22 protein-coding genes are annotated in these 24,662 nt (G+C 66.8%); 8 read left to right on the plus strand and 14 right to left on the minus strand.

Annotation, left to right across the window (positions count from 1 at the left end; all coding sequences use genetic code 11):
* Positions 1–127 precede the first annotated feature (127 nt).
* The gene (locus ACFVTD_RS14865; RefSeq protein WP_387564350.1) at positions 128–469 is read right to left on the minus strand and encodes a hypothetical protein; all 342 of its coding nucleotides are present in this window, start codon (positions 467–469) and stop codon (positions 128–130) included.
* An 89-nt stretch (positions 470–558) separates the two neighbouring features.
* Between ACFVTD_RS14865 and ACFVTD_RS14870 the strand changes: the two genes are divergently transcribed.
* The gene (locus ACFVTD_RS14870; protein ID WP_387564352.1) at positions 559–1,332 is read left to right on the plus strand and encodes an SDR family NAD(P)-dependent oxidoreductase; all 774 of its coding nucleotides are present in this window, start codon (positions 559–561) and stop codon (positions 1,330–1,332) included.
* On the opposite strand, the gene ACFVTD_RS14875 is transcribed toward ACFVTD_RS14870, so the two are convergent.
* Both ACFVTD_RS14875 and ACFVTD_RS14880 read right to left on the minus strand, forming a co-directional pair.
* Positions 1,300–2,436, minus strand: coding sequence for an FUSC family protein (locus ACFVTD_RS14875; protein ID WP_387564354.1), 1,137 nt, complete (start codon positions 2,434–2,436; stop codon positions 1,300–1,302). The genes ACFVTD_RS14870 and ACFVTD_RS14875 overlap by 33 nt on opposite strands.
* Positions 2,437–2,635: 199 nt before the next feature.
* A complete protein-coding gene (locus ACFVTD_RS14880; protein ID WP_387564356.1) occupies positions 2,636–4,225 on the minus strand; it encodes an MFS transporter in 1,590 nt (529 codons plus the stop codon).
* 436 nt (positions 4,226–4,661) lie between these two features.
* Between ACFVTD_RS14880 and ACFVTD_RS14885 the strand changes: the two genes are divergently transcribed.
* Positions 4,662–4,916 carry a hypothetical protein gene (locus ACFVTD_RS14885; protein ID WP_387564358.1) on the plus strand — a complete coding sequence of 85 codons (255 nt, stop codon included), beginning with the start codon at positions 4,662–4,664 and terminating at the stop codon, positions 4,914–4,916.
* Between the two features lie 135 nt (positions 4,917–5,051).
* Here ACFVTD_RS14885 and ACFVTD_RS14890 read toward each other — a convergent pair whose 3' ends face one another.
* Complete coding sequence (locus tag ACFVTD_RS14890) at positions 5,052–7,529, minus strand: ATP-dependent DNA ligase (RefSeq protein WP_387564360.1); 2,478 nt, start codon at positions 7,527–7,529, stop codon at positions 5,052–5,054.
* A 40-nt stretch (positions 7,530–7,569) separates the two neighbouring features.
* Between ACFVTD_RS14890 and ACFVTD_RS14895 the strand changes: the two genes are divergently transcribed.
* The 3 genes from ACFVTD_RS14895 (at position 7,570) to ACFVTD_RS14905 (ending at position 10,135) form a co-directional block, all read left to right on the plus strand.
* Positions 7,570–8,694 (plus strand): Ku protein, encoded by a 1,125-nt coding sequence (locus ACFVTD_RS14895; RefSeq protein WP_387564362.1) that lies wholly within the window; start codon positions 7,570–7,572, stop codon positions 8,692–8,694.
* Between the two features lie 164 nt (positions 8,695–8,858).
* Positions 8,859–9,707: a class I SAM-dependent methyltransferase gene (locus ACFVTD_RS14900; protein WP_387564364.1), complete on the plus strand. Its 849-nt coding sequence runs from the start codon at positions 8,859–8,861 to the stop codon at positions 9,705–9,707.
* Positions 9,704–10,135, plus strand: coding sequence for an SRPBCC domain-containing protein (locus tag ACFVTD_RS14905; RefSeq protein ID WP_387564366.1), 432 nt, complete (start codon positions 9,704–9,706; stop codon positions 10,133–10,135). Before ACFVTD_RS14900 ends, ACFVTD_RS14905 begins: the two co-directional genes overlap by 4 nt.
* Positions 10,136–10,267: 132 nt before the next feature.
* On the opposite strand, the gene ACFVTD_RS14910 is transcribed toward ACFVTD_RS14905, so the two are convergent.
* From ACFVTD_RS14910 to ACFVTD_RS14930, 5 genes are all read right to left on the minus strand, one after another.
* Positions 10,268–10,546, minus strand: a complete 279-nt coding sequence (locus tag ACFVTD_RS14910; RefSeq protein ID WP_142131405.1) for an HPr family phosphocarrier protein — start codon at positions 10,544–10,546, stop codon at positions 10,268–10,270.
* Between the two features lie 66 nt (positions 10,547–10,612).
* Positions 10,613–12,712, minus strand: a complete 2,100-nt coding sequence (locus tag ACFVTD_RS14915; RefSeq protein ID WP_387564367.1) for a fructose-specific PTS transporter subunit EIIC — start codon at positions 12,710–12,712, stop codon at positions 10,613–10,615.
* Positions 12,713–12,714: 2 nt separating this feature from the next.
* Positions 12,715–13,695, minus strand: coding sequence for a 1-phosphofructokinase family hexose kinase (locus tag ACFVTD_RS14920; protein ID WP_387564368.1), 981 nt, complete (start codon positions 13,693–13,695; stop codon positions 12,715–12,717).
* Entirely contained in the window at positions 13,692–14,498 is an 807-nt protein-coding gene (locus tag ACFVTD_RS14925) for a DeoR/GlpR family DNA-binding transcription regulator (protein WP_387564369.1), read from the minus strand. The genes ACFVTD_RS14920 and ACFVTD_RS14925 overlap by 4 nt, the downstream gene beginning before the upstream one ends.
* Positions 14,499–14,754: 256 nt before the next feature.
* Positions 14,755–15,012 (minus strand): DUF6458 family protein, encoded by a 258-nt coding sequence (locus ACFVTD_RS14930; RefSeq protein WP_387564370.1) that lies wholly within the window; start codon positions 15,010–15,012, stop codon positions 14,755–14,757.
* A 175-nt stretch (positions 15,013–15,187) separates the two neighbouring features.
* Here ACFVTD_RS14930 and ACFVTD_RS14935 point away from each other — a divergent pair, with 175 nt between their 5' ends.
* The 3 genes from ACFVTD_RS14935 (at position 15,188) to ACFVTD_RS14945 (ending at position 19,228) form a co-directional block, all read left to right on the plus strand.
* Positions 15,188–15,805 carry an alpha/beta hydrolase gene (locus tag ACFVTD_RS14935; RefSeq protein ID WP_387564372.1) on the plus strand — a complete coding sequence of 206 codons (618 nt, stop codon included), beginning with the start codon at positions 15,188–15,190 and terminating at the stop codon, positions 15,803–15,805.
* Between the two features lie 201 nt (positions 15,806–16,006).
* A complete protein-coding gene (locus ACFVTD_RS14940) occupies positions 16,007–16,744 on the plus strand; it encodes an HAD family hydrolase (protein ID WP_387564399.1) in 738 nt (245 codons plus the stop codon).
* Between the two features lie 138 nt (positions 16,745–16,882).
* Positions 16,883–19,228, plus strand: coding sequence for a glycoside hydrolase family 65 protein (locus ACFVTD_RS14945; protein WP_387564374.1), 2,346 nt, complete (start codon positions 16,883–16,885; stop codon positions 19,226–19,228).
* Between the two features lie 108 nt (positions 19,229–19,336).
* On the opposite strand, the gene lipA is transcribed toward ACFVTD_RS14945, so the two are convergent.
* The 5 genes from lipA to gcvT form a co-directional block, all read right to left on the minus strand.
* Positions 19,337–20,350 (minus strand): lipoyl synthase, encoded by a 1,014-nt coding sequence (gene lipA, locus ACFVTD_RS14950; protein ID WP_387564376.1) that lies wholly within the window; start codon positions 20,348–20,350, stop codon positions 19,337–19,339.
* A 49-nt stretch (positions 20,351–20,399) separates the two neighbouring features.
* Positions 20,400–21,830 (minus strand): L-serine ammonia-lyase, encoded by a 1,431-nt coding sequence (locus ACFVTD_RS14955; protein ID WP_387564378.1) that lies wholly within the window; start codon positions 21,828–21,830, stop codon positions 20,400–20,402.
* Between the two features lie 194 nt (positions 21,831–22,024).
* A complete protein-coding gene (gene glyA / locus ACFVTD_RS14960) occupies positions 22,025–23,335 on the minus strand; it encodes a serine hydroxymethyltransferase (protein ID WP_387564380.1) in 1,311 nt (436 codons plus the stop codon).
* The gene (gene gcvH, locus ACFVTD_RS14965; protein WP_221385317.1) at positions 23,332–23,715 is read right to left on the minus strand and encodes a glycine cleavage system protein GcvH; all 384 of its coding nucleotides are present in this window, start codon (positions 23,713–23,715) and stop codon (positions 23,332–23,334) included. Before gcvH ends, glyA begins: the two co-directional genes overlap by 4 nt.
* A gap of 47 nt (positions 23,716–23,762) precedes the next feature.
* Positions 23,763–24,662 (minus strand): glycine cleavage system aminomethyltransferase GcvT (gene gcvT / locus ACFVTD_RS14970; RefSeq protein ID WP_387564383.1); only part of this gene is annotated, 900 nt, incomplete at its 5' end.

A 24,662-nucleotide genomic window follows, 5' to 3' on the forward strand; every position in this document is an offset into this window, starting at 1 on the left:
TTGGGCTTCTTCACGGAACTGCCAACACTGGCAGCCCCGCCGCGAACTGCTTGCGGAGGTTCATCTATCACCATAAGCAAAGCATGCTTACTAAATGTTGCACAAGTTGCCCGTGGGAAATTTTTGCTCAGCCGCGCCGGCGCTGCCACTGCCAGGCGTGCCAGAAAAGCAGGATGACCAGGGCAGCGAAGCCCATCAACACCAGGTGCGGCGCGAACGTGAACAGCACGAAGTCGAGGGATAACCCGTTGCTCATGGGACCTATGGAGATGGGGCCCCGCAGCAGGGTGCCCAGGCCCGCCGCAATCATGGCGGCGCACAGCAGCCACAGCACCACGATGAACGGGTTGGGCGCCCGCAGGCTCCATGCATTGACTTCCGGCCCAGCAGCATCGGCTTCGGGCGCTACGGGCTGCCCGTGCCCGTCCACTTCACGGAATCCGAGCGCCCCGGATTGTTGCTGTTCCATGTTTCCCCCTTCACGGCAGCAGCCCGGACGGCTGCCGGCGGTACCAGCCTAGCGGCCCGCAAAATACATTCGCTGGCTAGGCTTGCAGCATGACGCCAACCAGCACCCGAACCACAGCACTCGTCACCGGCGCCAGCGCCGGCCTGGGCCACGAATTCGCAAAGCAGCTCGCCGCGCAGGGACATGACCTGGTGCTGGTGGCACGCAACGCCTCCCGGCTGGCGGAAACGGCGGAGGAATTCCAGCGCAGCTACGGTGTTTCGGCTGAGGTCCTTCCCGCGGACCTGACCAACGACGACGACGTCGCAACCGTCGTCGAACGCCTCAAGGACGCCGCACGGCCGGTGGGGATCCTGGTGAACAATGCGGGGATCGGCCTGCTGCACAATTTCGAGGACAACCACCCGGCGGAGGAGGCGAGCCACCTGAAGCTGCACGCGGAAACGTCCATGGTGCTCACCCACGCGGCCCTCAAGGGCATGCTGGAGCGCGGGGACGGCAGGATCATCAATGTGGCCAGCGTGGCCGCGTTCCTGCCGCGCGGCACCTACTCGGCTGCGAAGGCGTGGCTGGTGAGTTTCAGCCGGTGGGCAAACCTGGCCTACCGCAAGCGCGGCGTCAGGGTCACGGCTGTCTGCCCCGGTTTCACCCACACCGAATTCCACGACCGGATGGGGATGGACAAATCCGTGGCCCCGTCCTGGACGTGGCTGCGTGCGGAGCGGGTGGTCAGCGAAGGCCTGGCGGACAACGAACGAGGCAAGGCGGTCTCTATCCCGTCCAAGCGCTACAAAGTGGTGGCAGCGGTGGCCAAGGTAGCTCCGGCGCGGCTAATGGCCGGACCGGCGCGGAAGCCGAAGTAGGGGGGAGGTCCTGCCCGGAGGGCGGGGAAGGCCCTTCCGCGGCCTCGAACCGGACCTGCGGAGGGCCACCACCACCAGGATCCCCAGTAGCGCGCCGACCAACGTCTCCACGGCCCGCTCGAGGATCAGGACCTTCGGTTCGATGGGGGAGGCCAGCTGGGTCATCAGCAGGATCACGGGGGTGAACCAGACCATGGCCAGGCCATAGTGCCGAGTCATGAACAGTTCGGTGGCGAATTGGAAGAGGAGCACCAGCAGGGCAAGCACCACCGCCCGGTGTACCGGCTCCTGCAGCGCCGGGTACAGCGCCGAGAGGGTCCACGGCCCGGGAATGAGGACGACGGCGGTGACCCCCAGCCCCAGGAACGTCCCCACGATGCGGTGGATACCCCGCCTGACGCTGCTGGGCAGGTCCGCCCCGGCCAACGGAACGGCGGCCGCAGCCATGGCCCAATGCGGGTGGCCTGAGCCGCTGGTGACGCCCACCGCCCCGGCTGCACCCACCGCCAGGACATACCGGGCGGCGTGGACTGACAACTCACGGCGGCCCGCCGCCGAACGGCGGGGGACGCTCCGGGTGGCCCCTGGCTCCCAGGACCGTTGCCGCACCCAGCCGCTGAATCCAATCAGGATGGAGAACACCGAGGATCCCACTGCGATCAGCAGGGCCGCGTACCAGGGGACCGCGGTGGGAACGGAAGCGCAGGCGCCCAGGGCGAGGATTCCGAAGAAGGGCCCGTTTGGTTTCAGCCGCACCCTGTCCGCGTAGACCGAGCCGACGCCGGCCAGCGTGGCTTCCACGGCCACCAGCCACCAGGAGTGGATGTGGTTGATGGACAGGGCAACGCCCACGGCCACGCCGGTGAGCAGTACCAGGGCACCCTGGCCCTGGTGGCGGAGCCGCAGCTGGTGAGGTTCGTGCCGGCCGTACATGCCGGTCAGGGCGCCGAAGACGGCGTAGATGATCAGTTCCGGCCGGCCCAGGGCCAGCAGGAACAACGAGGGGACGGCCACGCTGATGGCCACGCGGAGGGCGGCAAGGTGGTCTCCGTTCGCGGGTTCGAAGCGATGGAGTGCGCGCACCTGTTCCTTTACGCGCTTCATGGTCGACCTGCCCTGTTCGTTGGTTTGCTGCAGCCCGGAGGCCTTTGTGAAAGTATCACCGCGCCGCGGGCACCGTCACATGTGGCCAGTCATAAGGGGACATCGGGGCACGCAAAAGCCCGCCCAGCGTGGTTCCCCCAAGGAACCACGCGGGACGGGCTTGTGAGCGGGCTACAAGAATGCCCGGGCGCCGGTGGGACTACGCCCCGGCCGGGACCCCGCGGTGGGACTGGGGGTCGGTACCGTCGTGGGTGTCGAACGGCAGCTCGTCCAGGTTGATCAGCGGGTTCTCGTCCTGGGTTGCCACCAGTTCCTTCGCCTCGGCCTGGGTGTCGACGCTGGGCATCGATCCCGGGAGCGGGCGGTTGGCGGATTCCTTCAGGAAGTAGATGGCGATGGCACCTGCCAGGGACGTGGCCATCAGGTAGTAGGCGGGCATCATGTCGTTGCCGGTGGCGCTGATCAGCGCGGCAACGATGAACGGGGTAGTGCCACCGAAGATGGCCACCGCGAAGTTGTAGGCGATGCCCATGGCGCCGTACCGGCTGGACGTGGGGAACTGGGCCGGCAGGGCCGAGGCCAGGTTGGCCACGTAGAAGGTCACGGGGAACGCAATGAGCGCCAGGCCGGCAAGGGTGGACCAGATCTGTCCGATGCCGATCAGCATGAAGGCGGGGATGGCGAGGACGATGGTGCTGACCGCGCCGATCCACAGCACGGGCCGGCGGCCGATCCGGTCGGAGAGCTTGCCGGTCAGCGGGATGCACAGGCTCATGACCACCAGCACGGGGATGGTCAGCAGGGTGCCGTGCACTTCGTCGTAGCCCTTGGAGTCAGTGAGGTACGTAGGCATGTAGGACGTCAGCGCGTAGCCGGCCGTGTTGGCGGCGGCAACAACCACCATGGCAACGATGATGGGGCGCCAGTGGGCCTTGATGATCCCCACGGGGCCCTTGGCCTGTGCGGTCTCACCTTCGGACGCGGTCCGGGCATGCTCTTCCTGGGCGTCAAGGGTGGCCTGGAACTGCGGCGATTCCTCGATCTTGCTCCGGAAGTAGACGGCGATGATGCCCAGCGGGCCGGCCACGAGGAACGGGATGCGCCATCCCCACTCCTCCATGGTGCCCTGGCCAAGGGTCAGCTGCAGGACGGACACCAGTGCGGCGCCGATCGCGAACCCCAGGTAGCTGCCCAGGTCCAGGAAGCTGGCAAAGAAGCCGCGGCGCTTGTCAGCGGCGTATTCGCTCACGAACGTGGTGGCACCGGCGTATTCGCCGCCGGTGGAGAACCCCTGGACGACCTTGAGGAGCACCAGCAGGGCGGCAGCCCACAGCCCGATCTGTGCGTAGTCGGGCAGGAGGCCGACGGCGAACGTGCTCGCTGCCATGATCATCAGCGTGGTGGCGAGGATCTTCTGGCGGCCGATCTTGTCGCCCAGCCAGCCGAAGATCACGCCGCCCAGCGGACGGGCGATGAAGGTGGCTGCGAAGGTTCCCAGCAGGAACAGCGTCTGGGTGGTGGGATCGGACTCGGGGAGGAAGACCGGGCCCATGGTGGTGATGAGGTAGCCGAAAACGCCGACGTCGTACCATTCCATGGTGTTGCCGACGATGGTTCCGCCGAGTGCCTTCTTCAGCATCGGCTGGTCAACCACGTTGACGTCGGATTCCTTGAGCCGGCGGCGCGGCAGCAGCCTGGGCTTCTTGGCAGCCGTGGGGGCTGCCGGGTCGGTTCCGCGGGCGTTCCTGGCGCCAGCTGGAGAGTGGTTACTGCTTCGGTCTGTGGGCATTTGGGCAACTCCTGTGGAGGTCATTTGCTTGCGACTTGTAGCTGCCCCGCTCCGGGCAGGCCTTCAATTTTACGGGAGATCAGTACCGTAGGCTCGCCGGATGGCCTAGGATACGCCCGTTTGAACCCCTGGATCCGGTGCGATCCGAAGATTTTTTCCGGCGGATTTCCCGCGTGATCATTGGGAAGCAGGCTGAGGAACCGGATCGTTACCGAATTTTTTCGATTGCAGCCGGTTTCCGGGCTGTTTTGGCCAGCTGAGCCGCGGCAAAAGTGACCGCGGCCACCGTCCATGGAGGGGGTTCACAGGAGCGTTTGACATGCCTATGGTAGAGCGATGAACACACTTCTTTCCGGGCGGTAGTCCACGCGCGCCCGGGCGCTTTTGGTTGGCGTTTCGTTTCAAGGAAGAACGAGGGAAAGAAGGAAAACAGACCATGGAAGAATCCAGCCAGTTCCACATCAAGCCTGAGGTCGCGGACCACCTTGCCGCAGCCATGGACGCACCGGTAACGCCCGGACCCGCGGCAACCGGGGCCGTCCCCCTGGCAGGGCAGGGCGGTTGGCCGGACGGCTACGGCAAGCGGCGGCACCCGAAGGACCGCAATGCAGGCCATGGGCGGATGGGCCACGAGGCCGCGGTGGTGGCGGTTCACCGGACCGGCCGACCGCAGATGCCGCACTCGTCGTAGGTGACACCTAAAACCGCAATCGACACGCAGATTACCTGGCGCCCCCGAAAGTCTGGGGGCGCCAGGTAATTTGTGCGTCGAGGACCGTTAAGCGCGTCGAAAACCGGCCGCCTCGCGGTTCACCGGCCGCCAGAGTCAGCTTTCCCGCACCACGTCCGCCGGATCCTTGTCCACGCGCCAGCCCCGCCAGCGCGGATGCCGAAGCCTGCCCGGCCCGGTCCATTCGCTGTAGGTCACCTCGCCGACCAGCTCCGGTGACACCCAATGCGCATCGGCGGAATCCGGGCGCGGCACGTCGTGGAAGGGCGACGTTTTCCGGCCAAGGCGTTCCACCGTCTGCCGCAGTTCCGTCAGCTCCCGGCTGCTGAAGCCAGACCCCACGCGGCCCACGTACTGCAGCTTGCCGCCGTCGGGAATCCCCACCAGCAGCGATCCCACGGTGTCCTGCCGGCCACCCTTGCCCGGCCGCCAGCCACCCACCACCACCTCCTGGGTCTGCTCCGTCTTGAGTTTGATCCAGGTCCTGGTCCGCTGCCCGCTCACGTAGCGGCTGTCCGTCCGCTTGGCCATCACCCCCTCCAGGCCAAGCTCCCGGGCGCTGTCGAGAAGGAGGTCCACCGATTCCTCGAGTACCGTGGACAGGTCCACCGGGCAGCCGGAGGGCGCAAAGAAGTCCTCCAGCCGCTGCCTTCGGGTGCTGAGGGGGAGCCGCCGGAGGTCCTGTCCGTTGTGGAACAGGAGGTCGAACAGCATCAGCTGGACCGGGATGGCGGCGCGGGCCTTGGCGACGTCGGCCGCCCGGGTGAGTTTCATCCGCCCCTGCAGCAGGCCAAAGTCGGGCCGTCCGCCAGGCCCGACGGCGATAATCTCACCATCAGCGACGAACGGCTGCTCCGGCCAGCAGGCGCGGTCCGTGAATTCGGGGTAGGTCTTGGTGACATCGTTGCCGTTGCGGGAGAAGATCCGGATCTTTTCGGCGTCCGCCACCAGGAGGGCCCGGACGCCGTCCCACTTGAGCTCGTACTGCCACGTGCTTCCCTGCAGGTCCGCCGCGCTCCCGGCGGTGGCCATCATGGGCGCGTAATCCAGGGGATTGGCGGACATACTGGTGGCTGGCGCCTTGGCGGCGGCAGGCTCTTTCCCGCCGGTGTTCCCCGGTGGTTCCTGTGCCGCCGGAGCCGCCTGCCGCCGTCGTCCGCCCCGCTGTTCCTGGTCCATCAGGTGGATGAGCCACTGGCCGCCGTCGTCCGTGCCCTGGCCGCGTCCGGTGTGGATGAGTGCCACTTTTTTCCTGCCGCCCAGGCCGCCGCCTTCGGAGCCGGCCAGCGTGACGATGACTTCCCTGCCGTTGATCCACTTGTGCAGCTCGTAGGTGCCGGTGTCCCAAATGGTCATCTCACCCGCCCCGTACTGCCCCTTGGGAATGGTCCCGTGGAAGGTGAGGTAGTCCATGGGATGGTCCTCGGTCTGGACAGCCAAGTGGTTCTTGTCCCCGGACCCGGGGATGCCTTTGGGCAGGGCCCATGACGCCAGGACGCCTTCGTGTTCCAGCCGCAGGTCCCAGTGCAGCCGGCTGGCGTGGTGCTCCTGGATGACAAAGCTGTTGCCGCCGGAGGGGATCCCCGCAAATGGTTCCGGTGTTTCCCGCGGGTCCCGCATGGAGCGGTACCTGCCCAGGCGCGGGTCGCCGTCGTGAGTGTCCTCCTGGCCGGCGGCACCTGCCGCAGCGTTGACGACGGCGGCGAACGGGTCCTTGCCGTCGCGCACCCGCCGCAGTACTTCCTGGTAATCCAGGTGCTTGAGCTTCGGCGACTGGATTTCCCGCCACGTCCGCGGGGCGGCCACCATGGGCGTGGGCCTGCCGCGCAGCGAGTACGGCACGATGGTGGTTTTCGCGGCATTGTTCTGGCTCCAGTCGACCAGCACCTTGCCCTTCCGCAGCGTCTTCTTCATGTCGCTGACGGCAAGGTCCGGGTGGTCCGCCTCCAGGGCGCGTGCCAGTTCCCGGGCAAAGGCGGAGATCTGTTCCGAGGTCTGGGTCCCGTCCAGTGCCGCGTAGAGGTGGATGCCCTTGCTGCCGCTGGTGACCGGCACCGGGTCCAAGCCCACGTCCTGCAGGACGGCCCGTGCCAGGAGGGCCACCTCGCGGCATTCCGGCAGTCCGGCGCCTTCTCCCGGGTCCAGGTCCAGCACCAGCCGGTCCGGGTTGAGCTGGTTGCCGTGCGAATCCACGCGCCACTGGGGCACATGGATTTCGAGCGAATTGATCTGGCCGAACCACGTCAGCGTGGCGGCATCATTGACCAGCGGGTAGTGGATGGTCCGGTCCTTGTGGGTGATTGCCGCCCGCGGCAGCCAGCCGGGCGCCGAATCCTCCAGGTCTTTCTGGAAGAACACCTCGCCCGGTTTGTCCGCGGTGCCCACTCCGTTGACCCACCGCTTGCGGGTTGCCGGGCGGTTGGCCGCCGCCGGGATCAGGACGTGGGCCACCGCGGCGTAGTATGCCAGCACGTCGGCCTTGGTGGTGCCGGTGTCCGGATAGATGATTTTGTCCAGGTTGGTAAGCGTCAGTTCACGTCCCGCCACCCGGACACGTTCCCTGCTACCTGCCACGGGTCTTCACCTCCGGCCCGCACTGATGTTGACTGTAGGAATGAGAGCCATCTGGAAAGGTGCCATCGCGTTCGGCCTGGTCAACGTGCCCGTGAAGGTCTACAGCGCCACTGAGGATCATGACATCAGTCTGCACCAGGTCCACAACGCCGACGGCGGCCGGATCCGCTACCAGCGCCGATGCGAGGTCTGCGGCGAGGTGGTGGACTACTCGGATATCGAGAAGGCGTTCGAGGAGGACGGCCGCACGGTGGTGCTGTCCAAGGACGAGCTCAAGTCGATTCCCGCCGAGAACAGCCACGAAATCGAAGTGGTGCAGTTCGTCCCGTCCGAGCAGCTCGAACCCATGATGTTCGAGAAGAGCTATTACCTGGAACCCGATTCCAAGTCACCCAAGGCCTACGTGCTCCTGCGCCGGGCGCTGGAGGACACGGACCGGGTGGCCATCGTCCAGTTCGCACTGCGGGAGAAGACCCGGCTGGGTGCCCTGCGGATCAAGGACGACGTCCTGGTGCTGCAGTCCCTGCTCTGGCCCGACGAGGTGCGCGAAGCAAGCTTCCCGTCGCTGGAGGCTGACATCAGGATCTCCGCGCAGGAACGCGACATGTCAGCGGCCCTGGTGGAATCCATGGCGGCCGACTTCGAACCTGAATCCTTCACCGACGAGTACCAGGTGCAGCTCCGCCAACTCATCGAGGCCAAGCTGGAACAGGGTGAATCGCTGGACACCGAGGAGACCTTCGGCGTCGAGGCCGGGGAAGGCGGCAAGGGCGAGGTCATCGACCTCATGGAGGCCCTCAAACGGAGCCTGGACCGGAAGCGGGGCGGCGCGGAAGCCGCCTCTGCTGGTGGCACGTCCGACGACGAAGCGGACGCCGGGGACGAAGGAACCGGGGCAGCCAAACCGGCACGCAGGACCTCCGGCACCAAAGCGGCCGCGTCCAGGACGACGGCTGCGAAGACCGGGACGGACGATGCAAAACCTGCCCGGTCATCAGCGAAGTCGACGTCTGCCGCCACCAAATCCACGGCCTCAAAATCCACAGCCTCCAAGTCGACGGCGTCCAAGTCGGCCGGAGCGAAATCGGCTGATGCCAAAGCGTCCGGGGCGAAGGACGCGGCGAAGCCCGCGGCCAAGACCACCAGGGCCCGCAAGCCGGCGTAATCGGACGGGCTGGACGGGGCTGCCCAGCGGCCGGTCCGGCGCGCTTTCGGGAAACCCTGCCTTTACAGCGGCCTCCAACGCGCCCACAATGAGTCGCATCACGGCCTCCGCTGTGCCAACAGCGTGCTGTCACCGATGAACCGGACACGTAGAGGGGCACGTACATGAGCCAGCAGACCGATGCAGTGGAGGCGGACCGGGAGCTGAAGAAGAAGCACCGGGCCATGTGGGCGTCAGGGGACTACCCCGCCCTGGTGGACGAGATGCTCCTGGAACTCGGAGCCGTCCTGGTGGAGGCCTGCGGCATCAGTTCGCGCCAAAAGGTGCTGGATGTTGCCGCGGGAACCGGGAACGCGGCCATCCCGGCAGCCATGATGGGCGCCAAAGTGGTGGCCAGCGACCTCACCCCCGAGCTTTTCGAGGCGGGGCGGCGGGAAGCGGCCAACCGGGGCGTCAGCCTGGAATGGCAGGAAGGGGACGCGGAGGCCCTGCCATTCGGCGATGCGGAGTTCGATGCTGTGATGTCCTGCATCGGCGTGATGTTCGCACCCCACCATCAGGCCGCCGCCGACGAGCTGCTCCGGGTCTGCAAACCCGGCGGTTCCATCGGCCTGCTGTGCTGGACGCCGGAGGGATTCATCGGGCAGATGTTTGCCGTCCTGAAGCCTTTCGCCCCGCCGCCCCCGCCGGGTGCGCAGCCCGCCCCGCTGTGGGGGAGCGAAGAGCATGTCCGTGAACTGCTGGGCGCGGGGATCACGGACGTCCACACCCGCAAGCAGAACCTGGCCGTCACGAGCTTCCACCAGCCGGGGGACTTCGTCAGGTACTTCAAGTCGCACTACGGGCCCATCATCTCCGTGTACAAGTCGCTCGCTGAGGACCAGGAAAAGGCCAAGGCCCTGGACAAGGCCCTGGCCGACCTTGCGGATTCCTTCGGTGACGCGCACGGCGATTCCCCGTTCCAGATGGAGTGGGAGTACCTGCTCTTCACGGCAAGAAAGGCTGCACCATGACCGGAAACCACGTAGCAACGTCCGTCACCACCATCGATGCCGCGCCGGAACGCGTGTGGGAGGTGATTACGGACCCTGCCGCCGTCAAGGAGTTCATGTTCGGCGCCACCCTGCAGACCGACTGGAAGGTGGGCAGCCCCATCACCTGGCAGGGTGAATGGGACGGGAAGCCCTTCCAGGACAAGGGCCGGATCCTCACCGTCGAACCTGGGCGGAAACTGGTCTACACCCACTACAGCCCGTTGTCCGGCCAGGCGGACCAGCCGGAGAACTACCATACGCTGGAGTGGACGCTGGAGGACCAGGGCGGCACCACCCGGCTGGCCTTGGCCCAGGACAACAACCCCAGCGAGGAAGCCGCGGCCCACTCCAAAGGCATGTGGGACAAGCTCGTGGCGGACGTCAAGGCGCTCGCGGAGCGCGGCTGACTACTGCCCACCCCGCCCAAGGCATAGGTGAACGCGCGGCTTAAAGCCAAGCGGCCGTCGTCGGACGTCTCCCTTTCGGAGGAAAGCCCGACGGCGGCCGCTTGCGTTGCGCTGCTTGAGGCAGCGTGGCTGCTACTCGGCGTCGTGGTCCGTTTCCAGGATCTGCACCAGGCGGTCCAGCGCGTCGTCCGCACCGGCACCTTCGGCGCGGAGGACCACCACGTCGCCGTGCGAGGCGCCCAGGCTCATGAGGGACAGGATGCTGGCGGCATCCATGGCCTCATCGGCCGGCTCGCCTTCACGGGCGATGGTGATGTCCAGGTCGAACTCTCCGGCTGCCTCGGCAAAGATGGCGGCCGGGCGGGCGTGCAGGCCCACGCGGCTGGCAACGGTTGCGGTGCGTTCTGGCATTTTTGCTCCTTTAGTCTTTCGGCGTGCTGATGGTTCAGCGCCGGGAAGGTATGTGGCTAAACCGGATCAGACGGTTACGGGAACCGGTTCAACCGTATCAACGGTCTTCTTGACTGCCCAGCGCTTCAGGGCGATGACCGAGAGGGCGGTGATCACCGTACCGACGGCGATTGATACGACGAACATCAGGAAGTTGTCGATGGCGAAGAAGACGAACAGGCCGCCGTGCGGTGCCTTCGATCCGACGCCGGCAGCCATGGAGATGGCGCCGGTCACCGCGCCGCCCAGCATGCTGGCGGGGATGACGCGCAGCGGGTCGGCGGCGGCGAACGGGATGGCGCCTTCGGAGATGAAGGACGCGCCCAGCAGCCAGGCTGCCTTGCCGTTCTCCTGCTCAGCCAGGCTGAAGAGCTTCTTGTTCAGGACGGTGGAAGCCAGCGCCATGGCCAGCGGCGGAACCATGCCCGAGGCCATGACGGCGGCCATGATCTGCCACGGTGCCTGGTTGTCGATGGTGGCGGCACCGAGGCCGGCGACGGCGAACGAGTAGGCAACCTTGTTGACCGGGCCACCGAGGTCGAAGCACATCATCAGGCCGAGGATCACGCCGAGGGCGATGGCGCCCGCACCGGTGAGTCCGGAGAGCCAGCCGTTGAGGCCCTTGGTGATCGCCACGATCGGGCCGCCGAGGATCAGGAACATCAGGCCGGACGCCACCAGGGATGCCAGCAACGGAATGATCACCACGGGCATCAGGCCGCGGAGCCAGCGGGCCACCTGCAGGCGTCCCACGACGTGGGCGATGTAACCGGCGAGCAGGCCGCCGACGATGCCGCCCAGGAAGCCGGCACCCATGAACCCGGCGACGGCACCGGCAACGAAGCCGGGGGCGATGCCCGGGCGGTCAGCGATCGCGTAGGCGATGTAGCCGGCCAGCGCCGGGACCAGGAAGCCCAGCGAGAGCGCGCCGATCTTGAACAGCACCGCACCCAGGTAGGCTCCCAGCGGGCCCCAGGCGTTGTCAGGGAACTCGGTGGGCAGGTTGAACAAGCTGTTCTGGACCACGATGTTGTCCGCGTACTTGGTGATCAGGTAGCCGCCCAGGAGGAAACCCAGGGCGATCAGCAGGCCGCCGCCGGCCACGAACGGAATCATGTAGCTGACGCCGGTGAGCAGGGCCTTCTTGAGCTTCTGCCCGATGTGCTCGCCCTTCTCCTCGGCCTCTTGCTCGGCCTGCTCCTCCGCGCCAAAGTGCGGGACGCGGCGGGCGTGGGGGTTGTCGGCGGCTGCGAGTGCTTCCTGGACCATCTTGTCCGGTTCGTCGATGCCGCGCTTGACCGGGGCGTTGATGACGGGCTTGCCGGCGAAGCGTTCCTTGCCGCGCACGTCAACGTCCACGGCGAAGATCACGGCGTCTGCGGCCGCGATGACGGCGGGGTCGAGTGCCTTGGCGCCGGAGGAACCCTGGGTTTCCACCTGCAGGTCAACGCCTACTTCCTTGGCGGCTGCCACCAGCGAGTCGGCCGCCATGTAGGTGTGGGCGATGCCGGTGGGGCATGCGGTCACCGCTACGAGGCGCTTGGGGCCGCGGCCTGCGGAAGCCGCCGGGGCACCTGAGTGGGCACCGGCAGCGGCGGCACCTGCGCCTCCCGCAGCCGCGCCGGCGCCCACGGGCACTGCGTCGGCAGGGGCAGCTGCAGCGTGCGCGGCAGGCTTGTCCGCCAGTGCGCCGTCCACGAGCTCCACGATCTCCGCCTCGGAGGAGGCGTTGCGGAGGGCCGCGGTGAAGTCCTTCTTGATGAGGGACCGGGCCAGCTTGGAGAGCAGCTTCAGGTGCTCCTGGTCCGCGCCGTCCGGAGCGGCGATGAAGAACACCAGGTCAGCGGGGCCGTCCTTGGCGCCGAAGTCCACCTTCGGGTTCAGGCGGGCCATGGCCAGGGTGGGGACGGTGACGGCGGCGGAGCGGCAGTGCGGGATGGCGATGCCGCCGGGGATGCCCGTGGCGGTCTTCTGCTCGCGGGCGAAGGCATCGGCGAAGAGGCCTTCGACTTCTGATGCGCGTCCGGTGGCAGCTACCTTGCTTGCCAGATGCCGGATCACCGTCTCGGGGGCGTTGCCCAGGTTCTGGTCGAGCTCGACCAGGTCCGTGGTGATGAGCTGGGTCACTGTCAATCCTTTCGAAGGGCCGTGATGGTTACGGCATCCGGGGTGGTTTGGTTTACTGCCGGCACAGTGGAACCCGGCAGCGAGGCAGCGGCGGCACCGTGGGCCACCGCCTGGCGAAGGCAGTCGGCGGGGGCGGCGCCCCGGCCGTGGGCAAGCAGGTAGCCGGCAAGCGCGGAGTCGCCCGCGCCCACCGTGCTGACTGCGGCGACCGGCGGATGCGTGGCCAACCACGCGCCGTCGGCCGTGACGAGGACAGCTCCCTTGGAACCGAGAGTTGCCAGCACAGCACCCACACCGGAACGGACGACGGCGGCCGCGGCGGCTGCGGCAGCCGTTGGGTCCGCTTCCAGTTCGTCACCGGACGCCGGCGGGAAACCGGCAGCTGCGGCCAGCTCAGCCAGTTCCTCGGCGTTGGGCTTCAGGAGGTCCGGCATGCCTTCGGCCCCGCCGGAGAGGGCGGCAGCGAGGGGCAGTCCGGACGAGTCGACGGCGATGCGCGGGGCGGCGCCGTCGGCGGAGGAACGCAGGCGGTGGGCCACCGTCGCGTAGAAGTCGGCGGGGAATCCGGGCGGCAGCGAGCCCGCCAGGACCACCCAGCCGGCGCCGCGGGAGCTTTCCACCAGGAGCTTGATAAGGGCTTCCTGCTGGTTCTCGTCCAGTGCCGGGCCGGGCTCGTTGATCTTGGTGGTGACTCCGCCGGGTTCGGTGAGCGCCACGTTGGTGCGTAGCGGCTCGTCGATGGGAAGCGAAACGAAGGGCACCGCGCTTTCGCGCAGGCCGGCCAGGACTGGGTCGCTGTCTGCGCCGGGGAGGACGGCGAGGGATTCCAGTCCGGAGGCCACCAAGGCACGGGAGACGTTGACGCCCTTGCCGCCGGACTCCTGCCGGACGGAGACGGCGCGCTGGACCTCGCCGCGTTCCAGCGGGCCGGGGAGGGCTACGGTGCGGTCAAGGCTGGGGTTGGCCGTGAAGGTGACGATCATGCGACCACCACATCAACGCCGGCCTCTTCCAGGGCTGCTGCGAGTTCAGGTCCGGGTTCACTGTCTGTTATCAAGGTGTCCAGATCTTTCAGGGAGGCGAACTGGACCAGGGTTTCCGTGTCCAGCTTGGAGGAGTCGGCCAACACCACAATGCGGCGTGCCGACTGGACGAAGGCTGCCTTGACGGCGGCTTCTTCAGGATCGGGAGTGCTGACGCCGAAGGTGGCGTGGATGCCGTTGGTCCCGATGAACGCGATATCAGGGCGGATCCGGGCGGCAGCGTTGACCGTTGCCTGGCCTACTGCCACCTGGGTGAGGCCGCGGACCCGGCCGCCCAGGATCTGCAGGGCAACACCGGGGACGTTGGAGAGTTTGCTGGCAATGGGTACGGCGTGGGTGATGACCACCAGTTCGTGCCGGGGGCCCGTTCCCTCGGAGGGTTCGACGGCGGCGCGGCGGGCCAGCAGGTCGGCAAGCACCTCGGTGGTGGTTCCGCCGTCCATCAGGACGCTGGCGGATGAGTTGCGGGGGATGAGGGCAAGGGCTGCCTCGGCGATGCGGACCTTCTGGTCCGGCCGCTGGATGGCCCGTTCGGTGACGCTTTCTTCCGTGGTGCTGAAGCGGTCTGCGGCTACGGCCCCGCCGTGGACGCGGCGGACCGTGCCGGCGTTTTCCAGGGCGGCGAGGTCGCGCCGGACAGTTTCGGTGGTGATGCTGAAGCGCTCAGCCAGCAGGGTCACGCTGACCCGGCCGCTGCCGGCGATAAGCTCGGCAATCTGTTGCTGGCGCTCTTCGGCGAACACGTACCCTCCGTTGCGTAGGTCCTGCTGGGTGCCCGCCTGTTCCGTTCCCGGCTTAGCGTGACTGGCATCACATTGATGTTGAGTTACTTGACTTTATCTTTGCTTCTGTTGGTTTGTCAATGGAAACCAACATGAAACAAGATCTGGCGGAACTCTTTGCGCGGACCCAAAAAAGCCGGGCCGGACCCTTGAAGGTCCAGCCCGGCTGTCGGGTCCATCGGCCGCGCCGCGGGATCCCCGTCCCCGCCGCGCCTGGCTAGATGCCGCCGTCGCGGCTTTCGTGCCGGGTAATGCGTTCGCCGGTGTTGGGATCGATGACGGAGCGCGATTCGCTGACCCGGCGGCTGCGGCCGGGGGAAGCGAGGATGAGGGAAGCGATCAGTCCGATAACGCCCACGGCTATCAGGATGTACCCCACCAGTTGCTGGTCCACGAACGGGATCAGTCCGGGGGCTACCGCCCAGGCGAGGATCGCGCCAAGGGCGATCAGGAAGATTGATGAACCGATTCTCATGACTTGCTCCTTATGGCCGCGGCCTGCGCGGCGCTGGTTGGGCGATACGGGAGGGTGGTGCGTACACTGCCAAAAGCCAAGCCTGCTGTCTATCAAGCGTCACGCTACCTCCCGGTGATTCCCGTTTCAATCACCCTGCCGGGACGGCGTGCTTCCGCGTGGTTAGGCTTGACCAGTGGAAACAGTTGTGTGGTCCAGGCCGGAAGGCCAGCGAGCCGGCACTCCCTTGCTGGTGATGATGCATGGTTACGGCACGGATGAGTCGCGGATGGTGCGCCTGTTCGACTACCTGCCACAGGAATTCACCTTCGCCGCGCTGCGGGCCCCGATGCCCATCGGTGACCACTGGGGCTGGTTCCTGCTCGACTACTTCCTGGCGAACGATTTCGCTGATGTCATCTCCGCCGCCACAGCGGTCCGGACCTGGATCAGCGGAGTGAGGGACCAGCACAGCAGCGTCACCCTGATGGGGTATTCGCAGGGCATGGCCATGGCCAGCACGCTCCTGCGGCTGCACCCCGATGACTACCGTGCCGTTGTGGGACTCTCCGGCTTCGTGCTCAATAACGAGCTCCTGTCGGTGACGGATGCCTTCGAGGACAAGCCGCCGTTTTTCTGGGGCCGGGACAAGGCGGACCTGGTGATCAACGAGGACGCCGTGGCCTACACCAAGGAATGGCTGGAGAAGAACACGCAGCTGACTGCCCGGACCTACCCGGGGATGGGGCACGCCATGTCCAAGGCCGAAATGGTGGACGTCAGCGCTTTCCTCCGCCACTACGTCCTGCGCTGACTGAATACCGCCCCGAGCGGTGGGTAAGAAAGAACAGTTGCCAGCGAAATTTGCAAGCGCTTACACTCGTCTACGGCCATGATCGGTCCTGCAGTGGGCGGACAAGGAAGTGATGCTGCACGCATGAGGCGCAGCCGAACCATCCTTCAGGCTGCCCGGCAGGGCCGGCTGTCCATCAACCGAAAGGACACCGCACTGCCGATGACACCGGAAACTGCAGCCAAGCCCGCCGACTGGACCGGCGCCGCGGCAATCCTGTTTGACCTGGACGGGGTGCTGACCCCCACGGCCACCGTCCACGAGCGCGCCTGGCAGGAATTGTTCGACGGCTACCTTGCCTCGCACCCGGAGGTCCCCGGATACCGGGAAAGCGACTACTTCGACCATATCGACGGCAAGCCCCGCTTTGACGGGGTGCGCGACTTCCTGGCGTCGCGGGGAATCACGCTGCCGGAAGGCCCCCTTGACGACGATCCGGCCCACGAAACCGTCCAGGGCCTGGGCAACCGCAAGAACGCCATCTTCAATGCCATCGTGAGCGCCGGCGTCGAACCGTTTGAAGGCTCGGTGCGCTTCCTCGAAGCCGCGCTTGCCCGCGGACTCAAGGTCGCCGTCGTCTCTTCATCCCGCAACGCCCCCGCCGTCCTGGAAGCGGCCGGCCTCAGCCGCCACTTCCCGGTTGTGGTGGACGGTGTGGTGGCCGCAGAGCAGGGCCTGCCCGGCAAGCCAAGCCCCGCCACCTACGAATACGCAGCCAAACTGCTGGACCTCTCCAGCCCTGAGTGCGTGGTGGTGGAGGACGCAGTGTCAGGGGTCCAGGCCGGACGCGCGGGCTCCTTCCACTCCGTCATCGGCGTAGACCGGGGCGCTGGCCGCCAAACGCTCCTCGACGCCGGCGCCACCCTGGTGGTCAACGACCTCCAGGAGCTCATCCCCTAAACGCCGCAGGACCCCCGTTGCCTTCCCCGGGGCAACACCGCTGCTTCCCCGGCAGCTCCCATCCGAGTACCGACCCTTCCCCGAATACTCCGTGCCGGCCAGCCCGGCACCACAGCAAGGCCAAAAGGACCCCCAACCATGGCACTGATTTCCGCGGACCGCGACCGGTTCCCCGACACTCCCTGGCAGCTCGTCGAAACGCGCTACGAAACCGATGCGGCGGGCACCCTTGAGACCCTGTTTGCCCTGGGCAACGGGCACCTGGGCATCCGGGGCGCCCACTGGGCAGTGGCTGATGCCGAGCTGCCGGGCAGCTTCATCAATGGCCTGCACGAGATCTGGGACATCAAGCACGCCGAAAATGCCTTTGGCTTCGCCCGGACGGGCCAGCGCATCCTTTACATCCCGGACGCCAACAACTTCGCGGTGGTGGTGGATGGCGAAAGCCTGGCCCTCGCCGAATCGGAGGTGCAGGACTACCGGCGCAGCGTCGACTTCTCCACCGGGATCTACGAGTGCCGCATCACGTGGCAGTGCCGGTCCGGCGCCATGGTGACCACCACTGAACGCCGCGCCGTTGGCTATGAGTCCCGCGGCAGCCTGGGTATTTCGCTGGAGGTGGCCGCGGACCGGCAGATATCCCTGGACGTCACCTCCGCCGTGATCAACCGGCAGGACCAGCCGGTGGAAGACCACTCCGTGCACGATCCCCGCCGGGCCGGACGCCACGCCGGCAGGGTGCTGCTCCCCGTACGGCTCGACGGCGGCGACGGGTCACTGCGCCTGTCCTGGGAAGCGGCTGAATCCAAGCAGCGCGTAGGCCTTGCAGTTGACCACTGGACCTCCGCCGGCCACCAGCCCTTTGAGACCGTGGTGGACCAGGACCTCAGCACTGTCCGCTACGTCCTGGCGGTTGATCCCGGCGAGCCCTTCCGGCTGGAGAAGAGCGTCAGCTACGCGGCCGGGCGCAGCATCCAGGACCCGGACGTGGATGCGGCCGCGGTGGCTGAGGAAGCGCTCAGCCCCGTGGACAGCATCTTTGCCGAGAGCATGGCCCACTACCGCGGCTACTGGGCCACCTCCGACATTGTGGTGGAGGGCGGGCGGCCCGGGCTGCAGCAGGCCATCCGCTGGAACCTGTTCCAGCTGGCCCAGGCCACGGCGCGCGCCGATGTTGCCGGCATCCCCGCCAAGGGCGTCACAGGCTCAGGCTACGAGGGGCACTACTTCTGGGACCAGGAGGTGTACCTGCTGCCGTACCTCACCTACACCAACCCCGACGGCGCCCGGCAGGTCCTCGAGTTCCGCCACGGCATGCTCCCAGAGGCCAGGATCCGGGCCAAGGAACTGAGTGTGGACGGCGCCCTCTTCCCGTGGCGCACCATCAACGGGCTCGAGGCCAGCGCCTACTACGCGGCCGGTACCGCGCAGTTCCACATCGCCGCCGCCATCGCCTTCGCCACCAACAGGTACCTCTGGGCCACCGGGGATTCAGCGTTCCGGGACGGCATGGGCGCGGAACTGCTGATCGAGACGGCCCGCATGTGGATCTCCCTGGGCTTCTTTGGCAAGGACGGGCTCTTCCATATCCACGGCGTCACCGGCCCTGATGAGTACACGGCCGTGGTGAACGACAACCTGTACACGAACGTCATGGCCCGCTTCAACCTGCGCGCTGCCGCCGCCCTGGAGCACGCCGGCATCACCCAGGAGGAGCGCCAGCTCTGGGAAGCGGCGGCCAACCGGATGAACCTTCCGTTCGACGAGCGCATGCAGGTGCACTCGCAGGACAACGACTTCATGACCCTTGAGGGATGGGACTGGACCACCCCGAGGTCAAAGTACCCGCTGCTGCTGCACTTCCACCCGCTGGTGATCTACCGGCACCAGGTCCTCAAGCAGGCGGACACCGTCCTGGCCATGTTCCTGCAGTGGCAGGACTTCACGGCCAAGGAAAAGCACCGGGCCTTCGACTTCTACGACCCCATCACCACCGGTGACTCGACGCTCTCCGCCTGCGTCCAGGGGATCATGGCAGCCGAGGTGGGCTATTCGAGGGAGGCGCTGGAACACTTCACGAATGCCGCGTTCATCGACCTCGACGACACCCACGGCAACACGATCGACGGCGTGCACATCGCCTCCACCGGGGGAGTGTGGAGCTCGCTGGTCTGCGGGTTCGCCGGGATGCGGGACCAGGGTCCGGTCCCGTACTTCGATCCCCGCCTGCCCGCGGAGTGGGACGGGCTGGCCTTCCACCTGAAGATCCGTGGCCGCTTGCTCCTGGTCCAGCTCGCCGCCGGATCCATCACCCTGACGGTCCAGGACGGCGGGCCGCTGGAGGTGGATGTCCGCGGCCGGCGCGTGACGGTGGACAACACGCCCGTGGAGCTGCCGCTGGAGCCCGTGGCGGTACCGGAACCCACAGTATTCCCCAGCGGGCTGCCGACGGCGAGCATCCCCGTGGTGCGCGGCAACAGCTGAGCGGCTTGCGCCGTCGCGGCCCCGGCACCTTGCGGGACCGTCCCGCCTTTACTGCCGGCGTGCCGGCCTGATGCCCCCCAAAACAGCACCAGGCCGGCACGCGGCCACCTAGCCGGCGAGGAGGGTGGCGGCTTCCTGGCGGGTGGTGCCGGAGTCCTGGATGCCTTCTGCGATGTGGGCGAGGTTGTCGGGGATGTTGCGGCCTTTTTTGCGCATGGCGGTGGCCCAGAGCCGGCCGGCGCGGTAGGAGGAGCGGACCAGGGGTCCGGACATGACGCCGAGGAAGCCGATTTCTTCGGCTTCGTGCTGGAGGTCCACGAATTCCTGGGGTTTGACCCAGCGGTCCACGGGCAGGTGCCGTTCACTCGGGCGGAGGTACTGGGTGATGGTGATCAGGTCGCAGCCGGCCTGGTGGAGGTCGCGGAGGGCTTCGCTGATTTCCTCCCGGGTTTCGCCCATGCCCAGGATGAGGTTGGATTTGGTGACCATGCCGTGGTTGCGGCCCTGGGTGATGACGTCCAGGGAGCGTTCGTAGCGGAACGCGGGGCGGATCCGCTTGAAGATCCGGGGCACGGTTTCGACGTTGTGGGCGAAGACCTCGGGCTTGGAATCGCAGATCGCCTTGATGTGGTCCGGGTTGCCGGAGAAGTCGGGGATGAGCAGTTCGACGCCGGTGCCGGGGTTCAGTTCGTGGATCTTGCGGACGGTTTCGGCGTAGAGCCAGACGCCTTCGTCTTCGAGGTCGTCGCGGGCCACGCCGGTGACGGTGGCGTAGCGCAGGGCCATGGACTGCACGGAGCGGGCCACCTTGGTGGGTTCGAACATGTCCACGGGGGAGGGTTTGCCGGTGTCGATCTGGCAGAAGTCGCAGCGGCGGGTGCATTCGGAGCCGCCGATCAGGAAGGTCGCTTCCTTGTCTTCCCAGCATTCGAAGATGTTGGGGCAGCCGGCCTCTTCGCAGACGGTGTGCAGGCCCTCTTTCTTGACCAGGTTCTTCAGCCCGACGAACTCGGGGCCCATCTGGACCTTGGCCTTGATCCACTCCGGCTTGCGCTCCACCGGGACCGCAGCGTTGCGCTGCTCGATCCGCAGCATCTTCCGGCCTTCAGGTGCCAGCGTCATGATCTTGTTTCCTTTGTTCGGGTCTTGCCGGTGGGGAGCGGGACTTGGGTCAGCATTCGACGACGTTGACGGCGAGGCCGCCCATGGCGGTTTCTTTGTATTTGTCGGACATGTCTTTGCCGGTTTCGCGCATGGTGATGATGACTTCGTCGAGGGAGACGCGGTGGGTGCCGTCGCCCCAGAGCGCCATTTTCGCGGCGTTGATCGCTTTCGCGGCGGCGATCGCGTTCCGCTCGATGCAGGGGACCTGGACCAGTCCGCCGATCGGGTCGCAGGTCAGGCCCAGGTTGTGTTCCATCGCGATTTCCGCGGCGTTCTCCACCTGCGCGGGGGTGCCGCCCATGACCTCGGCCAGGCCCGCGGCGGCCATCGAGGACGCGGAACCGACCTCGCCCTGGCAACCGACCTCCGCCCCGGAGATCGAGGCCTGCTCCTTGTAGAGCACCCCGACGGCGCCGGCGGCGAGCAGGAACCGGACCACCACGCCATCCCGGTCGGCCTGGGTGGCCTGGTCCATGCCCGGGGCGAAATGCAGGGCATAGAACAGCACCGCGGGAATGATCCCGGCCGCCCCGTTCGTGGGCGCGGTGACCACCCGGCCGCCGGAGGCGTTCTCCTCGTTCACCGCCAACGCCACCAGGTTCACCCACTCCTGCCAATACCGCGGGTCGTAGTGGTCCTGCCCGTCCTGGCCGGTGTCGTCGGGGCGGGCGGTTTCCTTCTTCAACCGCTCGTACCAGTCAGGGGCGCGGCGGCGGACCTTCAACCCGCCCGGCAGCACCCCCTCACGCTTGAGCGAGGTGTGCACGCAGTTCTCCATCACGGACCAGATGTGCAGCAGCCCCGCCCGGATCTCCGCCTCGGACCGGGAAACCAACTCGTTCTTGAGCATCACGTCCGCGATGCCCAGCCCGGTCACCGCGCAGTGCTCCAGCAACTCCGCCGCGGTCCGGAACGGCAGCGGCAGCTCCTCCTTGGACGCGTCCAGTTCCTGCTGCGCGGCGTCCTCCTCGCCCTCCCGGACGATGAACCCGCCACCAACCGAGAAGAACGTCGCCGCGTGCACCACCTCCCCGGCAGGATCGGTGACGGTGAACGTCATCCCGTTCGTGTGCCGCGGCAGCACCGTCAACGGCCGCAACACCATATCCCCCACCCCGTAGGGCAGGGGGACCGAGCCGGCCAGGTTCAGGATCCCGGTCTCCGCGATCGAGGCCAACCGCTCCTCCACCTCCCCGGGCAGGATCAACTCCGGATGGAACCCCTCCAACCCCAACAGGACCGCCGTCATCGTCCCATGCCCATGCCCCGTCGCGGCCAACGACCCATACAAATCCACCCGCAACGACGCCACCGAAGCCAGCCTGCCGGAGGCCTTGAGCTCCTCAGCGAACACAGCAGCAGCCCGCATCGGCCCCACAGTATGCGAAGACGAAGGACCAATCCCGATACTAAACAGATCAAAGACTCCAACAGCCATGACGGGGATTCCTAACTACAAATTCAGAGGGAGCGATCACGCGGGCGACGTGCGCACAAGGGGCCGGCGGAGCCGGACTTTTCGAAAGCGTGCTCCCCACCGTCTCCCTAGCCTCGCAAGCTCGGCCAGGGAACCCTGACGGCGTGGGCCCAACGCACGCGTGAAAATGTCCGGTCCACCGGTCCCGGAGGTGACTACAGGCCCGGGTAGAGCGGGTGCGCCGAAGCCAAGGCCTCGACCCGGTGGCGGAGCCCCGAAAGGTCGGCGCCGGCGTCGGCAATCAATGCCTCGGCGATGATGTCGGCGACCTCGCGGAAAGCAGCCTCACCGAAGCCACGGGTGGCCAGGGCGGGGGTGCCGATGCGCAGGCCTGACGTCACCATCGGCGGACGCGGATCGAACGGTACCGCGTTGCGGTTGACCGTGATGTCGATCGCGGCCAGGCGGTCTTCTGCCTGCTGGCCGTCGAGTTCGCAATTGCGCAGGTCCACCAGGACCAGGTGCACGTCCGTCCCGCCGGACACCACGCTGATGCCCTTCGCGGTGACGTCCGGCTGGACCAAGCGCTCGGCGAGGATGGATGCGCCTAGCAGGACGCGTTCCTGCCTCTCCTTGAACTCGGGGGATGCTGCGATCTTGAACGCCACCGCCTTGCCGGCGATGACATGCTCAAGAGGCCCGCCCTGCTGGCCCGGGAACACTGCCGAGTTGATCTTCTTGGCGATGTCGGCGTCGTTGGAGAGGATGATGCCGCCGCGCGGACCGGCGAGGGTCTTGTGCGTAGTGGAAGTGACCACGTGGGCGTGCGGGACCGGGCTGGGGTGCAGCCCGGCGGCCACCAGGCCGGCGAAGTGCGCCATGTCCACCATGAGGTAGGCACCCACGAGGTCGGCGATCCGGCGGAACTCTGCGAAGTCCAGCTGGCGGGCGTAGGCCGACCAGCCGGCAACGATGAGCTGCGGCTTGGTTTCCAGCGCCAGCCGTTCCACCTCTGCCATGTCAATGGTGTGGGTGTCTTCGCGGACCTGGTATGGAACCACATTGTAGAGCTTGCCGGAGAAGTTGATCCGCATGCCGTGGGTCAGGTGGCCGCCGTGGGCCAGGTTCAGGCCCATGATGGTGTCGCCGGGCTTGATCAGTGCGTGCATCACTGAGGCGTTGGCCTGGGCGCCGGAGTGCGGCTGCACGTTGGCGAATTCGGCACCGAACAGTGCCTTCACGCGGTCGATGGCCAACTGCTCGGTGACGTCCACGTGCTCGCAGCCGCCGTAGTAGCGCTTGCCCGGGTAGCCTTCGGCGTACTTGTTGGTCAGGACGGAGCCCTGGGCCTGCATCACGGCCACGGCGGTGTGGTTCTCCGAGGCGATCATTTCCAGGCCCCCACGCTGGCGGCCCAGTTCGTCGTCGATCTTGGCGGCGATTTCGGGGTCCAACGCGGACAGGTCCGCGTTGAGGCTCGGGGAGACTACCTGCTCGAACACTGTGGTGTCAGCGGGGGCACTCACAGTTCGCCGCCGTTCGCTTCGGCGTATTCCTGTGCGGACAGCAGCGGGCCCTCTTCGGTGACGGTGACCTTGAAAAGCCAACCGGCGCCGTAGGGGTCGTTGTTGATCACGGCGGGGTCGCTGACGACGTCGTCGTTGACTTCCGTGACCTCGCCCGTGACGGGGGAGTACAGGTCCGAGACGGACTTGGTGGACTCGATCTCGCCACAGGTTTCGCCTGCGGTCACCGTGGAGCCAACCTCGGGCAGGTCCACGTACACAATGTCGCCCAGGGCTTCGGCGGCAACAGCGGACACGCCCACCACGGACGGGCCGGAGCCGTCGGCGGCGATCCATTCGTGCTCGGCGGAGTATTTCAGTTCAGCGGCAACTTTAGCCATGGTGTTATTCCTTAAGTTTGGTGTTCAAAAGTGGGGAAGCGCAGACGCTACTTTTGGCGCTTGTAGAACGGCAGGGCAACAACCTCGAAGGGCTCGGCCTTGCCGCGCAGGTCCACATCCAGTGCGGTGCCCAGCTCAGCGTGCTCGACGTCGACGTAGGCCAGTGCCACGGGGTAGCCAAGGGTGGGGCTCGGCTGGCCCGAGGTCACCTCGCCCACCACGTTTCCGTCTTTCAGGACGGGGTAGCCGCCACGGCCGGCACGGCGGCCGTGCCCTTTCAGGCCAACGAGTTTGCGCTTGGGGCCGGCTTCCTTGGCTGCCTCGAGTGCGGCCCGTCCCACGAAGTCGCCTTCCTTGGACTTGAGGGCAACTACGGGGCCAAGGCCGGCGTCGAACGGCGAACGCTCCAACGAGAGCTCGTTGCCGTACAGTGGCATGCCCGCTTCAAGGCGAAGCGAATCGCGGGATGCGAGGCCGCAGGGGACAATGCCGAACTCTTCTCCGGCCTGGGCCACGGACTCCCACAGGGAAGCGGCGCCTTCGTTCGGGAGGAAGAGTTCAAAGCCGTCTTCACCGGTGTAGCCGGTGCGGGCCAGGATGACATCGTGGCCGGCCACGGTGACTTCGTTGAACGCGTAGTACTTCAGGTCGGTGACCAAGGCGTGTTGGGACTCGTCCGTGAGCTTGAGCAGGATGGCCTCGGCCTTGGGTCCCTGGACTGCGACGAGCGAGGTTGCCGCCGAAGCGTCCTCCACCGTCGCGTCGAAGTTGGCTGCCCGGTCGGCGAGGGCTGCCGCCACGGTGGGGGCGTTGCCGGCGTTGGGTACCACCAGGTACTTTTCGTCGCCGAAACGGTAGGTGATGAGGTCGTCGATGATGCCGCCGTCTTCGTTGCAGATCAGCGAGTACTTGGCCTTGCCGTCCGCGATGGCGGACAGTTTGCCCAC

This window comes from Pseudarthrobacter sp. NPDC058119, assembly GCF_042884655.1.
In the GTDB taxonomy this organism is placed as follows: domain Bacteria; phylum Actinomycetota; class Actinomycetes; order Actinomycetales; family Micrococcaceae; genus Arthrobacter.

Coding starts and splice junctions, on each gene's coding strand:
- ACFVTD_RS14870 (WP_387564352.1), top strand. CDS start 559: ATGACGCCAACCAGCACCCGAACCACAGCACTCGTCACCGGCGCCAGC.
- ACFVTD_RS14945 (WP_387564374.1), top strand. CDS start 16,883: ATGGCACTGATTTCCGCGGACCGCGACCGGTTCCCCGACACTCCCTGG.
- lipA (WP_387564376.1), bottom strand. CDS start 20,350: ATGACGCTGGCACCTGAAGGCCGGAAGATGCTGCGGATCGAGCAGCGC.
- ACFVTD_RS14875 (WP_387564354.1), bottom strand. CDS start 2,436: ATGAAGCGCGTAAAGGAACAGGTGCGCGCACTCCATCGCTTCGAACCC.
- ACFVTD_RS14930 (WP_387564370.1), bottom strand. CDS start 15,012: ATGAGAATCGGTTCATCAATCTTCCTGATCGCCCTTGGCGCGATCCTC.
- ACFVTD_RS14910 (WP_142131405.1), bottom strand. CDS start 10,546: ATGCCAGAACGCACCGCAACCGTTGCCAGCCGCGTGGGCCTGCACGCC.
- ACFVTD_RS14920 (WP_387564368.1), bottom strand. CDS start 13,695: ATGATCGTCACCTTCACGGCCAACCCCAGCCTTGACCGCACCGTAGCC.
- ACFVTD_RS14885 (WP_387564358.1), top strand. CDS start 4,662: ATGGAAGAATCCAGCCAGTTCCACATCAAGCCTGAGGTCGCGGACCAC.
- ACFVTD_RS14895 (WP_387564362.1), top strand. CDS start 7,570: ATGAGAGCCATCTGGAAAGGTGCCATCGCGTTCGGCCTGGTCAACGTG.
- ACFVTD_RS14865 (WP_387564350.1), bottom strand. CDS start 469: ATGGAACAGCAACAATCCGGGGCGCTCGGATTCCGTGAAGTGGACGGG.
- ACFVTD_RS14905 (WP_387564366.1), top strand. CDS start 9,704: ATGACCGGAAACCACGTAGCAACGTCCGTCACCACCATCGATGCCGCG.
- ACFVTD_RS14955 (WP_387564378.1), bottom strand. CDS start 21,830: ATGGCTGTTGGAGTCTTTGATCTGTTTAGTATCGGGATTGGTCCTTCG.
- ACFVTD_RS14900 (WP_387564364.1), top strand. CDS start 8,859: ATGAGCCAGCAGACCGATGCAGTGGAGGCGGACCGGGAGCTGAAGAAG.
- gcvH (WP_221385317.1), bottom strand. CDS start 23,715: ATGGCTAAAGTTGCCGCTGAACTGAAATACTCCGCCGAGCACGAATGG.
- ACFVTD_RS14940 (WP_387564399.1), top strand. CDS start 16,007: ATGACACCGGAAACTGCAGCCAAGCCCGCCGACTGGACCGGCGCCGCG.
- ACFVTD_RS14880 (WP_387564356.1), bottom strand. CDS start 4,225: ATGCCCACAGACCGAAGCAGTAACCACTCTCCAGCTGGCGCCAGGAAC.